A 13,402-nucleotide genomic window follows, 5' to 3' on the forward strand; every position below is an offset into this window, starting at 1 on the left:
GCTCCTTTGCTTGATTGGGTTTTGGCTGCACCTGCTTGCCCGTTGGCGGGCGAGTAAGGCGAGTGTTATCAGTGAGTTAACATGTGGGAGCTGGCTTGCCAGCGAGCTGTTGGGGCCTAAAAGCTCGCTGGCAAGCCAGCTCCCACAAGCGGCGTTAGATACTCCAGCGCGCGCTCAAGAGTCTTTCGTTCAAGATGCCGGGCTCCAGCGCCTGTGGGCGGCGGCTCAGGGCGTAGTGGAACTCTTCCAGGGCATTGCTCAGGCGCTGCTCCAGCGCCGGGGCCAGCTGCGCCGCGGCGCTGCCTTCGCCGTAGGCGATCTGGCTGTCGTCAGCAAAGATCCCCTGCAGCATTTCCTGGGCCTTCAGCGCGGCCAACACCGGCTTCAGGGCGTAATCCACCGCCAGCATGTGGGCGATGCTGCCGCCGGTGGCGATGGGCAGTACCACCTTGTTGGCCAGCGCCCGCTCGGGCAGCAGGTCCAGCAGGGTTTTCAGTGCGCCGCTGAACGAGGCCTTGTACACCGGCGTGGCGACGATAAGGCCGTCGGCCTTCTGCACCAGCTCCAGGAAGTCGAGCACCTTGGGGCTGTCGAAGCGGGCGTGCAGCAGGTCCTCGGCCGCGAAGTCGCGTACCTGGAACGTCGCCACTTCCACGTTGTGGCGCTGCAGCCAGAGCCGGGTCTGGTCCAGCAACACGCCGGACCGTGAACGCACACTGGGGCTGCCACCAAGAGATACAACCAGCATTGCCACCCTTCCTTCTTTGACCAAAAGGCCTCGCGATCGGCGAGATGGGACTGACCATAACAGGCCTTTTATATATCCATAAATCATATTTTTTCATGTGGTTAGACGCTGAAAGAATATGAGATTTCGGGCAAAAAAAAGGGCCGTGATCAACGGCCCTCAAACCCTGGTGGGAGCTGGCTTGCCAGCGAGCTTTTCAGCCTTCAACAGCTCGCTGGCAAGCCAGCTCCCACAAATACGGGTACTCAGCGGTTAGGCTGGGGCGTCAGGCGCAGGTACGGCTTCACCGCGCGGTAGCCCTTGGGAAAGCGTTGCTTGATCTCTTCCTCGTCCTTGAGCGACGGCACGATTACCACCTCGTCACCGTCCTGCCAGTTGGCCGGGGTGGCCACCTTGTGGTTGTCGGTGAGCTGCAGCGAATCGATCACCCGCAGGATCTCGTGGAAGTTGCGGCCGGTGCTGGCCGGGTAGGTGATGGTCAGGCGCACTTTCTTGTTCGGGTCGATTACGAACAGCGAGCGCACCGTGAGGGTGTCGTTGGCGTTGGGGTGGATCAGGTCGTAAAGGTCGGCCACCTTGCGGTCGGCGTCGGCCAGGATGGGGAAGTTGACGATGGTGTTCTGGGTTTCGTTGATGTCCTCGATCCACTTGTGGTGCGAGTCCACCGGGTCCACCGACAGGGCGATGGCCTTGACGTTGCGCTTGGCGAACTCTTCCTTGAGCTTGGCGGTGAAGCCCAGCTCGGTGGTGCACACCGGAGTGAAGTCCGCGGGGTGGGAGAACAGCACACCCCAGCTGTTGCCCAGCCACTCGTGGAAACGGATCTTGCCGGCGCTGGAGTCTTGTTCGAAATCGGGGGCGATGTCGCCGAGGCGGATGCTCATGAGAGGCCTTGCTCCTTGTTGAGTGCTTATGGGAACCACTGTGCACTCAGCGTAGACGAAATAAAAAGAATAAATATCGATTTATTTAGCGTTAAAAGGCATAACAGATTTTGGATAAAACAAAGCCCGCCGCGGGATAGGGTCCGCGGCAGGCTTTGGTCTTTACAGCAGGGTTACAGCAGTGGGATCGAGTAGCTGACGATCACACGGTTTTCGTCCTGGTCGCGCTGGCCTGGAATGTCGTTGCGCCACATGGCGTTTTTCCAGGTGAAGCCCAGGCCCTTGAGGGTGCCGGTTGGCACGACGTAGGCCAGGGTGATGTCGCGTTCCCACTCGGAGCGGCCAGTGCCGCTGACAGCACGGTTGGAGCCGACGGTGTCGATGTTGTCGCCACGCAGGTAGACGATACCGGCAGTGGCGCCTGGCAGGCCCAGCGCTGCGAAGTCATACGAGTAGCGACCTTGCCAGGTGCGCTCGCCGGCACGACCGAACTTCTGGATCTGCATGTCGGTAATGGTGTAGTTCGACGAACCGTCGCCCTGGTTCAGCCACGGGAAGTCGGAGCTGCCGTTGCTGACCTGGTAGCCGCCACCGAAGGTATGGCCGGCGACGGTGTACAGGAACAGGCCGCTGTACAGGTTGTTGTCGACCGGACCGCGGCCGCTGGCAACACCACGGTAGTCACCCGAGCTGAAGTGGTCGGTATCGGTGGCGCTGACGCCGTCGTCGGTGCTGTGGAATACGCGCAGGTCAGACTTCAGCACGCCCGGGCCGATCGCCCAGTTGTGCACCAAGCCCAGGAAATGCTGCTGGTAGAAGTCGGTCAGTTCACCGTAGTAGTACTGGACCAGCAAGTCCTTGGTGACCTTGTAGTCGGCACCGGCGTAGTAGAACTTGTTGCTACGGGCATTCAGGCCAGTGGCGTTGCTGTTGCCGCTGCCGTTCGAGCCGCTGATCGACAGGTTCTCGTTGTTGCTGGAGTTACGGCCTTTGGCCGTGTCGATCTGACCGGCGATCAGGGTCAGGTCCTTGATTTCGTTCGAGGTAACCTGGCCACCCTGGAAGGTCTGTGGCAGCAGGCGACCATCGTTGTACTGGATGACCGGCAGCTTGGGCATCAGGGTGCCCAGTTTCAGCTCGGTCTTGGAGATCTTGGCCTTGGCGGTCAGGCCCAGGCTGGAGAACTCGCTGGCAGGGTCGTTGCCATCGGTTGGGAACACGGTACCGCCGTCTGCCACGCCGCTGGTGTTACCCGACTTGGCACGCGAGGAGTCCAGGCGCACGCCCAGCAGCCCGATGGCGTCAACGCCGAAACCGACCGTACCTTCGGTGTAGCCCGACTGGAACTCCAGCTGGAAGCCCTGGCCCCACTCAGCCTGGTAGTTCGCAGCACCAGCAGCCTTGGTACCCGAGTCACGGTTATCAGTGTTGATGTAGTAGTTGCGCAGTTTGAGGACAGCCTTGCTGTCATCGATGAAACCTTCGGCGCCAGCGTGCGCGGCGAATACCCCTACAGCCACGGCCAGAGCCAAGGAAGACTTGTACATTGTGTTGCTCCTGTAATGATTCTAATTCTTGTCTGTCCCCAATCATGGATCTTCTGTCCATTGCGCTGGGGTTGTTGCGATTAATGCCAGTGGCGAACACCGCGTCAACCGCTCTAGGTCGGTTTACGACGATGGTCTATGTCCATTTTGTGACGGGCAAGAGTAAATAATATTTCATAACTCCAAAAAGAATTGTTTCATCTCTTTTCAGATCGTTTTGGAATAGAAAACCGGTTTTGCCAAACGCCACGTCGCTTAACCTGTATCGACCTCTAAGGTAATTACTAAACAGTCTTTGTAATTTATTTTTTAGATCGTTTAGCTTTCACCAACCGGACCACCGGACATTTCCCCACCCCCTTTGCAGAAGCCGCCCGAGCGGTCAGAGGTGCTCCGTGTCCGTAAACCGTCCGCACATGAAAAAGCTTTTAACCGTCGCCCTCAGCCTGTTCATCTGCCAGGCCAGCGCGCAAGCGGCCAACCTCACCATCGGCTACCAGACCGGCATCGACCCCAGCAAGGTGCCGCAGGCCGACGGCGCCTATGAAAAAGCCATCGGCGAGAAGATCGACTGGCGCCGTTTCAACAGCGGCCCGGAAGTGGTCACCGCCATTGCCTCGGGGGACGTGCAGATCGGCAACCTGGGTTCCAGCCCGCTGGCCGCTGCCGCTTCACGCAAGTTGCCGATCGTGGCCTTCATCGTCTCCGCGCAGATCAACGCCGCCGAGGCCCTGGTGGTGCGCAACGGCAGCGGCATCAACAATCCGCAGGACCTGGTGGGCAAGACCATCGCCACACCGTTCGTGTCCACCTCGCACTACAGCCTGCTGGGTGCGCTGAAGCACTGGGGGCTGGAAGGCAAGGTCAAGGTGGTGAACCTGCAGCCGGCGGAAATCGCAGCCGCCTGGAAGCGCGGCGACATCGACGGCGCCTTCGTCTGGTCACCGGCCCTGGGCGAGATCCGCAAGACCGGCAAGACCCTCACCGACGCCGCCCAGGTGGGCCAATGGGGCGCACCCACCTTTGAGGTGTGGGTCGCGCGCAAGGACTACGCCGACAAGCACCCGGAAGTGATCGCCCAGTTCGCCAGGGTGACCCTGGACTCGTTCGCCGACTATGCCGCGCACAAGGCCGCCTGGACGGCTGACTCGGTGCCTGTGCAAAAAATAGCCAAGCTCACCGGCGCCAACGCCAGCGACGTGCCCGAACTGCTGGCCGGCGCCGCCTTCCCCGACGCCAAGGCCCAGCAAACCCCGGCGCTGCTGCAAGGCGGCACCGCCAAGGCCATCGAGCAGACGGCGGAGTTCCTCAAGGAACAGGGCAAGGTCGAGAGCGTGCTGCCCGATTATTCCCCGTACGTAAGCGCCAGGTTCGTTAACTGAACCTGTGAGAGCTGGCTTGCCAGCGAGCTTTTCAGGGCCTCAAAAGCTCGCTGGCAAGCCAGCTCCCACAAAACCGGCCTACGGCTACAGAATCCAGCGCTAAGCTAATGCAAAACAGTTATTTATTTACTGATTCTTAGATCATTTAGTCTTCCCATCACCCAAGCCATCCGGCCGCCTGATGAGGAGCTGCACCATGTCCCGCTTCAACCCCCTTCGCCTGTTGGCGGCCATCTCCCTGGCAGGCGCCGCGTTCGTGGCGCAGGCCGCCGACTTCACCGTGGCCTACCAGACCACCGTCGACCCGGCCAAGGTCGCCCAGGCCGATGGCGCCTATGAAAAGGCCACCCAATCGAAAATCAGCTGGCGCAAGTTCGACGGCGGCTCGCAGGTGATCACCGCCGTGGCCTCCGGCGACGTGCAGATCGGCTACGTCGGTTCCAGCCCGCTGGCCGCTGCCGCCACCCGCCAACTGCCGGTGGAAACCTTCCTGATCGCCACCCAGATCGGCGCCGCCGAGGCCCTGGTGGCCCGCAATGGCGCCGGCATCAACAGCCCGCAGGACCTGGTGGGCAAGAAAATCGCCGTGCCGTTCGTGTCCACGGGCCACTACAGCCTGCTGGCCGCGCTGAAGCAGTGGAAGATCGACCCCTCGAAAGTCACCATCCTCAACCTCGACCCGCCGGCCATCATCGCTGCCTGGAAGCGCGGCGACATCGACGCCACCTACGTCTGGGACCCGGCGCTGGGCGTGGCCAAGGAAAGCGGCAAGGTGCTGATCACCTCGGGTGAACTGGCCAAACTGGGCGCACCGACCTTCGACGCCTGGATCGTGCGCAAGGACTTCGCCGCCAAGCACCCGGAAATCGTCAAGGCCTTCGCCAAGGTTACCCTCGACGCCTACGCCGACTACCGCAAAGACCCCAAGGCCTGGCTGGCCAACCAGGGCAACGTCGACAAGCTGGTGAAGCTGTCGGGTGCCAAGGCCGCCGACATCCCGCTGCTGCTACAGGGCAACGTCTACCCGCTGGCCGCTGACCAGGTGACCGCCCTGGGCGCCCCCACCACCCAGGCCATCACCGACACCGCCACCTTCCTCAAGGAACAAGGCAAGGTCGACGCCGTGCTGCCCGACTACGCCCCCTACGTGAGCGCGCAGTTCGTTCAGTAACCATTTTCCGGCCCCCACGCCTTTGTGGGAGCTGGCTTGCCAGCGAGCTCTTCAAACCGCAACAGCTCGCTGGCAAGCCAGCTCCCACAAAGGCATCGGCGGCGCCACGCATAGGATCAATCTCATGGCCCTGCTGCAACTCGAGCGCATCAGCGCACAGTACCCCGGCGCCAGCACGCCGGTGCTGGCCGACATCAACCTGTCCCTGGGCCCGCAACAACTGCTGGTGGCCCTGGGCCCTTCGGGTAGCGGCAAGACCTCGCTGCTGAACCTGATCGCCGGCTTCGTCGAACCCAGCGCCGGGCGCATCACCCTTGACGGCGTGCCGGTGAAAGGCCCCAGCGCCGAGCGCGGCGTGGTGTTCCAGGACGACGCCCTGCTGCCCTGGCAGGACGTGCTGGCCAACGTCGCCTTCGGCCTGGAGCTGGCCGGCGTACCGCGTGAAAAGCGTGAACTGCGCGCCCGCGACCTGCTCGCCCTGGTGGACCTGGCCGACTTCGGCAGCCGGCGCATCTGGCAACTGTCCGGTGGCCAGAAGCAGCGTGTCGGCCTGGCCCGCGCCCTGGCCGCCGACCCGCGCGTGCTGCTGATGGATGAGCCCTTCGGCGCGCTGGACGCCTTCACCCGCGAGCAGATGCAGGAACTGCTGCTGCAAGTGTGGAAGCGCACCGCCAAGCCGGTGTTCCTGATTACCCACGACATCGAAGAAGCGGTGTTCCTGGCCACCGACCTGATTCTGCTGGCGCCCAACCCCGGCCAGGTGGTGGAGCGCCTGAGCCTGGACTTCGGCCAGCGCTACGCCGCCGGCGAGTCGGCCCGCGCCATCAAGTCCGACCCACGCTTCATCGAAACCCGCGAGCACGTGCTGTCGCGCGTGTTCTCGCAACGCACCGCACTGCAACAGGAGCCGGCATGAGCAGCTACCAAGCCCCCGTCACCGCCCAGGCTACCCTGGTCAAGCCGGTGAAACCGCGGCGCCCGTTGAGCACCCGCGCCATCAGCAGCCTTACCCTGCTGACCCTGCTGACCCTGTGGTGGGCCGTCACCGCCAGCGGGCTGATCGAACCGCTGTTCCTGCCCTCGCCCGTGGCCGTGCTGGAAAAAGGCTGGCTGCTGGCGACCAAGGGCTACATGGACGCCACCCTGTGGCAGCACCTGGGTGCCAGCCTGAGCCGCATCGGCCTGGCGCTGGGCTTCGCCATCCTGACGGCCATTCCAATCGGCATCGCCATCGGCACCAACCGCATCGCCCGCGGCATCTTCGACCCGCTGATCGAGTTCTACCGCCCTATCCCGCCGCTGGCCTACCTACCGCTGATCGTGATCTGGTGTGGCATTGGCGAGCTGTCGAAAGTGCTGCTGATCTACCTGGCCATCTTCGCCCCCATCGCCATTGCCACCGCCACCGGCGTGCGCACCGTCGACCCGGCCAAGCTGCGCGCCGCGCAGTCGCTGGGCGCCACCCGCGCGCAATTGATACGCCACGTGATCCTGCCCAGCGCCCTGCCCGACATTCTCACCGGCGTGCGCATCGGCCTGGGTGTGGGCTGGTCCACCCTGGTGGCCGCCGAGCTGATCGCCGCCACCAGCGGCCTGGGCTTCATGGTGCAGTCGGCCGCGCAGTTCCTGGTCACCGACGTGGTGATCCTGGGCATCCTGGTCATCGCCGTGATCGCCTTCGCCCTGGAAATGGGCCTGCGCGCCCTGCAACGCAAGCTGGTGCCCTGGCACGGCCAAAGTCATTGATCGATCGCTGCTTACCTTGAATAACGAGATAGCCATGAGCCTGACCATCACCCCCATCAGCCCTGCCATCGGCGCCGTCATCAGCGGCGTCGACATCGCCCAGCCGTTGACCACGGCGCACCGCGACGCCATCGAACAGGCGCTGCTGGCGCACCACGTGATCTTCTTCCGCGACCAGCCCATTACCCCGCAGCAGCAGGCGCGCTTCGCCGCCCAGTTCGGCGACCTGCACATTCACCCCATCTACCCGAACGTGCCCGAACAGCCAGAAGTGCTGATCCTCGACACCGCCGTGACCGACGTACGCGACAACGCCATCTGGCACACCGACGTAACCTTCCTGCCCACCCCGGCCATGGGCGCGGTGCTCAGCGCCAAGCTGATCCCGCCCTACGGCGGCGACACCCTGTGGGCCAGCGGCATCGCCGCCTATGAAGCGCTGTCGGCACCGCTGAAACGCCTGTTGGACGGCCTCACCGCCACCCACGACTTCACCAAGTCGTTCCCGCTGGAGCGCTTCGGCAGCACCCCCGAAGACCTGGCGCGCTGGGAAGAAACCCGGCGCAAGAACCCGCCCATCAGCCACCCGGTGATCCGCACCCACCCGGTCAGCGGGCGCAAATCGCTGTTCGTCAGCGACGGCTTCACCACCCGCATCAACGAACTGGAGCCGGCGGAAAGCGATGCGATTTTGAAGCTGCTGTTCGCCCACGCCACCCGCCCCGAATTCTTCGTGCGCTGGCGCTGGCAGGAAAACGACGTGGCCTTCTGGGACAACCGCAGCACCCAGCACTACGCCGTGGACGACTACCGCCCGGCCCGCCGCGTAATGCAGCGCGCGACCATCCTGGGGGATGCGCCGTTCTGATGTGCTCTGCGGGACCGCGTCGCCTGCATCGCGACTAAAGTCGGCTCCTACGCCGTCCGCGGTAGGAGCCGGCCTTGGCCGCGATGCAGACGACGCCGCCCCGTAGCAGCTGCCGAAGGCTGCGTCCAGCGCCACGCCTGCAATAACGCGGCGCCCATGACGCGGCCTGGCGGCCGCTGCTACAAAAATTGCGCCATCCACCAACCCGTAGCAGCTGCCGAAGGCTGCGTCCGGCGGCGTGCCTGCAACAACGCGGCGCCCGTGACGCGGCCTGGCGGCCGCTGCTACAGGGCCAGCTTTTTGTGCATGGCCTCCAGCACCTCACACCCCTCCTGTAACAGGTGATAACTCACCTCCGCCGCCACATTCAGGTCCTTGCCCTCGATGGAGCAGGAATTCATGCACGACAAGGACTCCATCAGGTTGCGCACCGTCTGGAAGCGGCGGGTGGCGAATTCGAAGAGGTCGAGGTCGGGGCAGTCGGGGTTGATGAGGAAGATGGGGGGTGAGGCGTCTTGATAAGTCATGGCAAGTACTCTGGACAGTTGAGACAGCCACCCTCGCTTGCACGCGAATGGGTGGCAGCTATGCGCAGGTGTGCAAGACCGGTCCAGAGCCGGCAGACCCGAAGATCTCCCACACATAGCCGCCATGACGAACACAGCAGGCATTCTACTGCCTGCTGTGCGGTTACGGGGACGACGTTTCTGGACAGGCTTGCACGCCCGGCCGCTGATGGTCAGCGACGCAGAGGACTATAGGGCGTTGCCCGGGGCACAACTACCCGGCCACTTCCGATAACCGTGTAGGAACAATCCCAAATCACCGCCAAGGTGCCATGCATAAAAAAACCGCCTGATAGAGGCGGCTTCTTTAATTCATGTGTCCTCAAGGGGAGGCTTATGCCAACAGGTCTTGAGGCAATCATTTCCAATATAAAACGATTTCCCGAGCCTGAACATCCCGAAATCTCCTGCAAACACGTAGGAAATCTCTCCTTTTCGCTACCGGCTTAAATACGGACAAACGGAGAGAAAGCGCCTTTCAAAACGAAGAAAAGTGAGCTAAATATCCGCTTACCGAATGATAAGAAAGGCATCTCCATGGTGACCAAGCACGACCTTCAGCGCTTCATCCGAGCGGAGATCACCAGGATTTTTTTGAGGAGTTGAGCATCCTCATCCCCCAGGCCTTCCAGAAAGCCATGTCTGACAGTCAACAGCTGCGCAACGTCCCACCCGAGCATTTGCGGGGTTACCTGCGCTACATGTATGTTCAAGAGGCCATGGGCGGACTAGTTCGCTGGTCCCCTGTAATCCGGGAGACATCGCCCAAGGGAAGTTTTTTCGTGCTTCTTGCTATAGGTAAAGTCCGTCTGACCGCCGTGGTGCTGCCTTGGCAGAAGGAAGTGCGTGAAGCCAAATACCGATCAGACCTCAAGCTGTTGAACGAAACCCTGGCTTGCACCCAGATAGACTGGATCAATGAGGTAACGCAACCAGTCGATGATCACCTGATCAATGCCTTGGTCATCGCACATGCTCCCCCTCCCAGCTGCGCTAACCAGGCAGAGCCGCTGGCTATTGCATTGGCGGTACCGTATTTCAACGGCAAAGGGTTTCACATGAGCTGTGCGTTGGATGAACTGATGGATGGCTATGCTGAAGATGAGCACGCTGGTCTTAAACCCATTGCGCTGGTGAAATTGCGAGATAATATGCGCCGCGCAGAAAACACGGGCACCGAAACCCAAGCGAAGAGGTAATGATGAGGACGGGAGTCGCAGGCTTTCAATCAGGACGCCTCAAGCAGTTGCGCCTGGCATTTGGCCTGACTCAATCAGGGCTGGCTGAATTGGTTGGCCGCGCCTCTGGAAATATCTCCAAATGGGAAAATGGCCTTCAGGCTCCTGAAGCAGATGCATTTCACCGTTTGTGCGAGGTTTTCGGCGTAAGCCAGAACTGGCTAGTGGAGTCGCCTGTGCACAGCGACGCCTCCAGTCCATTCTTCTTCCGTTCAAATGTCACGGCCACGGAAACCGCGAGGGAAATAGCTGCGATCCGGCTGTCGTGGCTTCAGGAAATCTCCTTCGAACTGCAGGAAAGCCTAGAATTCCCCGACGTCAACGTTCCCTGCCTCTCCGAACAAAACTGCGAACTGATTTCCGACGCCGAGATCGAGCAGGTCGCCAGCGCATGTCGTCAGGCGTGGGGCCTGGGTAATGGCCCGATCCCGCATGTAATCGACATCATGGAGCGCGCCGGCATCGTCTGTGCTAGAAGCCATCTGGGCTTTCTGAAGATGGATGGCGTATCAAATTGGTGCCTGGCAGATGATCGGCCTTACGCCCTCATAATCGCGGACAAGGCTAATGGGATTCGCAATCGCTTTGATGCCGCCCACGAGCTGGGGCATATCGTGCTTCACCGGCACGTGACGCAAACACAGTACATTGAAAAATACGCGTTGCTGGAGACACAAGCCCATCGTTTCGCCAGCGCCTTCCTACTGCCTGCAGAAAGTTTCTGCCGTGAAGTGCGTTGGCCCACACTGGATACCCTGCTTGCACTCAAACCCCGCTGGAAGGTCTCGGTGGCAGCCATGGTGAAGCGGTGCCAAGACTTGGACATCATCAACGAAACCACCGCTACGCGCCTCTGGAAAGCACGTTCAGCGAGAGGCTGGGTGAAGGGCGAACCTCTGGATGACACCTTTCAGCATGAGTTGCCGTCGTTGCTGTCTCAAAGCATCAAGATGATGGTTGAAAGCAAGGTGCTCTCTCGCTCCCAACTTCGACAGGTGCTTGGCTTGCCCACTGACACGCTGGAATCGCTGTGCAGCCTTGAGCAGGGATACTTTGAACTCCCTGATGCAGCTCGAATCCTGAAGTTGCGACTCAAACGCCAGCCTATCTCGAATCCGTCCTTCAAGAAGCCGGCACAGGTGCTCGGCTTCCCTGCCAAAAACTGACCAGCATCATTTCCAGGCTTGCTGGCTCACATCCAACCGCTTCGGCAACAAATGGTTCTGCCAAAACAGATCCGCCGTCACCTGCTGCGCCGCCATCACCTTCGCGTCAACCGGCGCAATCGGCGATGGCGGGCGGTTGTCGATGTACTGCGCCACCACCGGCTTGGGCAGGCTCATGTTGGCCGCCAGCACGTTGATGCTGTCTTCACGCTGGCTGCGCGTCAGCGCTTCGGCCTGGCTGAGTTCGGCCAGCAGGTTGTGGATGAACGGGCCGTTCTGTTCGGCGTACGGGCGGCGGGCGGTGTACAACGGGCCGGAGAGGCCCAGGCCGGTGCCGTCGGCGAGTTTGCGGGTGTGGCCTTCGCTCAGCGCCAGCGACGAGTACGGGTCCCAGATCACCCAGGCGTCGACGCTGCCTTGCTCGAAAGCGGCGCGGGCGTCGGCGGGGCTGAGGTAGATGGGCTGGATGTCCTTGTAGCTCAGGCCGGCCTGGTTCAGCGCGCGCAGGATCAGGTTGTGCGAGCTGGAGCCCTTCTGGAACGCGACTTTCTTGCCCTTGAGTTCGGCCACGCTGTGCAGCGGGCTGTCGTTCTTCACCAGGATAACCTCGGCGGCCGGCTTGGCCGGTTCGGCGCCGATGTACACAAGATCGGCACCCGCAGCCTGGGCGAACAGCGGTGGGATGTCGCCGGTGGAGCCCACGTCCAGCGCGCCGACGTTGAGCGCTTCGAGCATCTGCGGGCCGGCGGGGAATTCGATCCACTGCACCTTGGTCTGCGGGAATTGCTTCTCCAGCAGGCCGTGCTCCTTGGCCAGCACCAGGGCGATGGAGCCCTTCTGGTAGCCGATGCGCAGCGCGGCCGGGTCGGCCAGGGCGTTGAAAGTCAGGGCAAGCAGGGACAGGCCGGCCGCCAGGCGTGCTAGTGGTTTCATGGGCGTTCTCGCAATGCAGGGCCGGGGGCCGTGGCCCCCGGCTGGGAGGGGTTACTCAGCCAGGGACGGCTTTTCCCACAGGTTGATGCCGCCTTCGACGGCGAAGCGGTCGATGGCTTCCAGCTCTTCACGGCTGAAGGCGAGGTTCTTCAGGGCGCCGACGTTCTCGATGATCTGCTCGGGACGGCTGGCGCCGATCAGCGCCGAGGTCACGCGCGGGTCGCGCAGGGTCCAGGCCAGCGCCATTTGCGCCAGGCTCTGGCCGCGCTGCTGGGCGATTTCGTTCAGCGAGCGGATGTGCGCCAGGTTGCTTTCCGACAGGTGCGACTGCAGCAGCGAGCCACCGCCCGGCTTGTTCACGCGGGCATCCTTGGGCACGCCGTTGAGGTACTTGTCGGTCAGCAGGCCCTGGGCCAGCGGGGTGAACGCGATGACGCCGCTGCCCAGCTCGTCGGTGACGTCCAGCAGGTCCTTTTCCACCCAGCGGTTGAGCAGGTTGTAGGCCGGCTGGTGAATCAGCAGCGGCACTTTCCACTCTTGCAGCAGCTTGGCGATTTCGCGGGTTTTCACCCCCGAGTACGACGAGATGCCGATGTACAGCGCCTTGCCCTGCTGCACGGCGGTGGCCAGTGCGCCGGCGGTTTCTTCCAGCGGGGTGTCGGGGTCGAAGCGGTGCGAGTAGAAAATGTCCACGTAGTCCACGCCCAGGCGCTGCAGGCTCTGGTCGAGGCTGGCGAGGATGTATTTGCGCGAGCCGCCGCCCTGGCCGTACGGGCCTGGCCACATGTCCCAACCGGCCTTGCTGGAGATGATCAGCTCGTCGCGGTACTGCTTGAAGTCTTCGCGCAGCAGGCGGCCGAAGTTGATCTCGGCGCTGCCGTAGGGCGGGCCGTAGTTGTTGGCCAGGTCGAAGTGGTTGATGCCCAGGTCGAAGGCGGTGCGCAGCAGCGCGCGCTGGGTGTCGATGGGCGTGCTGTCGCCGAAGTTGTGCCACAGGCCCAGGGACAGCGCCGGCAGCACCAGGCCGCTGCGGCCTACGCGGCGGTAAGGGATGGACTCGTAGCGGTCTTGCGCAGCGATGTAGGTCATCGGTTCCTCTCTTATTGAATTTGGCAACCTGTAGCCGCTGCCGCCAGGCTGCGCTGGCCCTCGA

13 protein-coding genes are annotated in these 13,402 nt (G+C 62.3%); 7 read left to right on the plus strand and 6 right to left on the minus strand.

What is annotated here, in order from left to right:
- Positions 1–154: 154 nt before the first annotated feature.
- The 3 genes from ssuE to RAM80_RS16190 form a co-directional block, all read right to left on the minus strand.
- On the minus strand, positions 155–748 hold the full coding sequence (gene ssuE / locus RAM80_RS16180) for an NADPH-dependent FMN reductase (RefSeq protein WP_416421505.1): 594 nt from the start codon (positions 746–748) through the stop codon (positions 155–157).
- A 245-nt stretch (positions 749–993) separates the two neighbouring features.
- Positions 994–1,632, minus strand: a complete 639-nt coding sequence (locus RAM80_RS16185; protein WP_416421506.1) for a peroxiredoxin — start codon at positions 1,630–1,632, stop codon at positions 994–996.
- A gap of 173 nt (positions 1,633–1,805) precedes the next feature.
- Positions 1,806–3,179 (minus strand): OprD family porin, encoded by a 1,374-nt coding sequence (locus tag RAM80_RS16190; RefSeq protein WP_416421507.1) that lies wholly within the window; start codon positions 3,177–3,179, stop codon positions 1,806–1,808.
- A gap of 416 nt (positions 3,180–3,595) precedes the next feature.
- Here RAM80_RS16190 and tauA (RAM80_RS16195) point away from each other — a divergent pair, with 416 nt between their 5' ends.
- The 5 genes from tauA (RAM80_RS16195) (at position 3,596) to tauD (ending at position 8,346) form a co-directional block, all read left to right on the plus strand.
- Complete coding sequence (tauA, locus tag RAM80_RS16195; protein WP_416421508.1) at positions 3,596–4,561, plus strand: taurine ABC transporter substrate-binding protein; 966 nt, start codon at positions 3,596–3,598, stop codon at positions 4,559–4,561.
- A gap of 196 nt (positions 4,562–4,757) precedes the next feature.
- Positions 4,758–5,732 carry a taurine ABC transporter substrate-binding protein gene (gene tauA, locus RAM80_RS16200; RefSeq protein ID WP_416421509.1) on the plus strand — a complete coding sequence of 325 codons (975 nt, stop codon included), beginning with the start codon at positions 4,758–4,760 and terminating at the stop codon, positions 5,730–5,732.
- A 124-nt stretch (positions 5,733–5,856) separates the two neighbouring features.
- Positions 5,857–6,648 carry a taurine ABC transporter ATP-binding subunit gene (tauB, locus tag RAM80_RS16205; RefSeq protein WP_416421510.1) on the plus strand — a complete coding sequence of 264 codons (792 nt, stop codon included), beginning with the start codon at positions 5,857–5,859 and terminating at the stop codon, positions 6,646–6,648.
- Positions 6,645–7,478 carry a taurine ABC transporter permease TauC gene (gene tauC, locus RAM80_RS16210; RefSeq protein ID WP_416421511.1) on the plus strand — a complete coding sequence of 278 codons (834 nt, stop codon included), beginning with the start codon at positions 6,645–6,647 and terminating at the stop codon, positions 7,476–7,478. Before tauB ends, tauC begins: the two co-directional genes overlap by 4 nt.
- A gap of 34 nt (positions 7,479–7,512) precedes the next feature.
- Positions 7,513–8,346, plus strand: a complete 834-nt coding sequence (gene tauD, locus RAM80_RS16215) for a taurine dioxygenase (RefSeq protein ID WP_416421512.1) — start codon at positions 7,513–7,515, stop codon at positions 8,344–8,346.
- Between the two features lie 284 nt (positions 8,347–8,630).
- Here tauD and RAM80_RS16220 read toward each other — a convergent pair whose 3' ends face one another.
- On the minus strand, positions 8,631–8,873 hold the full coding sequence (locus RAM80_RS16220) for a hypothetical protein (protein WP_416421513.1): 243 nt from the start codon (positions 8,871–8,873) through the stop codon (positions 8,631–8,633).
- Between the two features lie 641 nt (positions 8,874–9,514).
- Between RAM80_RS16220 and RAM80_RS16225 the strand changes: the two genes are divergently transcribed.
- Together RAM80_RS16225 and RAM80_RS16230 are read left to right on the plus strand one after the other, a co-directional pair.
- Positions 9,515–10,111 carry a hypothetical protein gene (locus tag RAM80_RS16225; RefSeq protein ID WP_416421514.1) on the plus strand — a complete coding sequence of 199 codons (597 nt, stop codon included), beginning with the start codon at positions 9,515–9,517 and terminating at the stop codon, positions 10,109–10,111.
- Between the two features lie 2 nt (positions 10,112–10,113).
- Positions 10,114–11,316 carry a helix-turn-helix domain-containing protein gene (locus RAM80_RS16230; protein WP_416421515.1) on the plus strand — a complete coding sequence of 401 codons (1,203 nt, stop codon included), beginning with the start codon at positions 10,114–10,116 and terminating at the stop codon, positions 11,314–11,316.
- Positions 11,317–11,322: 6 nt separating this feature from the next.
- Here RAM80_RS16230 and RAM80_RS16235 read toward each other — a convergent pair whose 3' ends face one another.
- Positions 11,323–12,249, minus strand: a complete 927-nt coding sequence (locus RAM80_RS16235) for a sulfonate ABC transporter substrate-binding protein (RefSeq protein WP_416421516.1) — start codon at positions 12,247–12,249, stop codon at positions 11,323–11,325.
- 51 nt (positions 12,250–12,300) lie between these two features.
- Positions 12,301–13,338 (minus strand): L-glyceraldehyde 3-phosphate reductase, encoded by a 1,038-nt coding sequence (gene mgrA, locus RAM80_RS16240; protein ID WP_416421517.1) that lies wholly within the window; start codon positions 13,336–13,338, stop codon positions 12,301–12,303.
- Between the last annotated feature and the right edge of the window lie 64 nt (positions 13,339–13,402).

Source organism: Pseudomonas sp. App30 (assembly GCF_047947025.1).
Classification (GTDB): Bacteria; Pseudomonadota; Gammaproteobacteria; order Pseudomonadales; family Pseudomonadaceae; genus Aquipseudomonas.

Coding starts and splice junctions, on each gene's coding strand:
- ssuE (WP_416421505.1), bottom strand. CDS start 748: ATGCTGGTTGTATCTCTTGGTGGCAGCCCCAGTGTGCGTTCACGGTCC.
- RAM80_RS16185 (WP_416421506.1), bottom strand. CDS start 1,632: ATGAGCATCCGCCTCGGCGACATCGCCCCCGATTTCGAACAAGACTCC.
- RAM80_RS16190 (WP_416421507.1), bottom strand. CDS start 3,179: ATGTACAAGTCTTCCTTGGCTCTGGCCGTGGCTGTAGGGGTATTCGCC.
- tauA (WP_416421508.1), top strand. CDS start 3,596: ATGAAAAAGCTTTTAACCGTCGCCCTCAGCCTGTTCATCTGCCAGGCC.
- tauA (WP_416421509.1), top strand. CDS start 4,758: ATGTCCCGCTTCAACCCCCTTCGCCTGTTGGCGGCCATCTCCCTGGCA.
- tauB (WP_416421510.1), top strand. CDS start 5,857: ATGGCCCTGCTGCAACTCGAGCGCATCAGCGCACAGTACCCCGGCGCC.
- tauC (WP_416421511.1), top strand. CDS start 6,645: ATGAGCAGCTACCAAGCCCCCGTCACCGCCCAGGCTACCCTGGTCAAG.
- tauD (WP_416421512.1), top strand. CDS start 7,513: ATGAGCCTGACCATCACCCCCATCAGCCCTGCCATCGGCGCCGTCATC.
- RAM80_RS16220 (WP_416421513.1), bottom strand. CDS start 8,873: ATGACTTATCAAGACGCCTCACCCCCCATCTTCCTCATCAACCCCGAC.
- RAM80_RS16230 (WP_416421515.1), top strand. CDS start 10,114: ATGAGGACGGGAGTCGCAGGCTTTCAATCAGGACGCCTCAAGCAGTTG.
- RAM80_RS16235 (WP_416421516.1), bottom strand. CDS start 12,249: ATGAAACCACTAGCACGCCTGGCGGCCGGCCTGTCCCTGCTTGCCCTG.
- mgrA (WP_416421517.1), bottom strand. CDS start 13,338: ATGACCTACATCGCTGCGCAAGACCGCTACGAGTCCATCCCTTACCGC.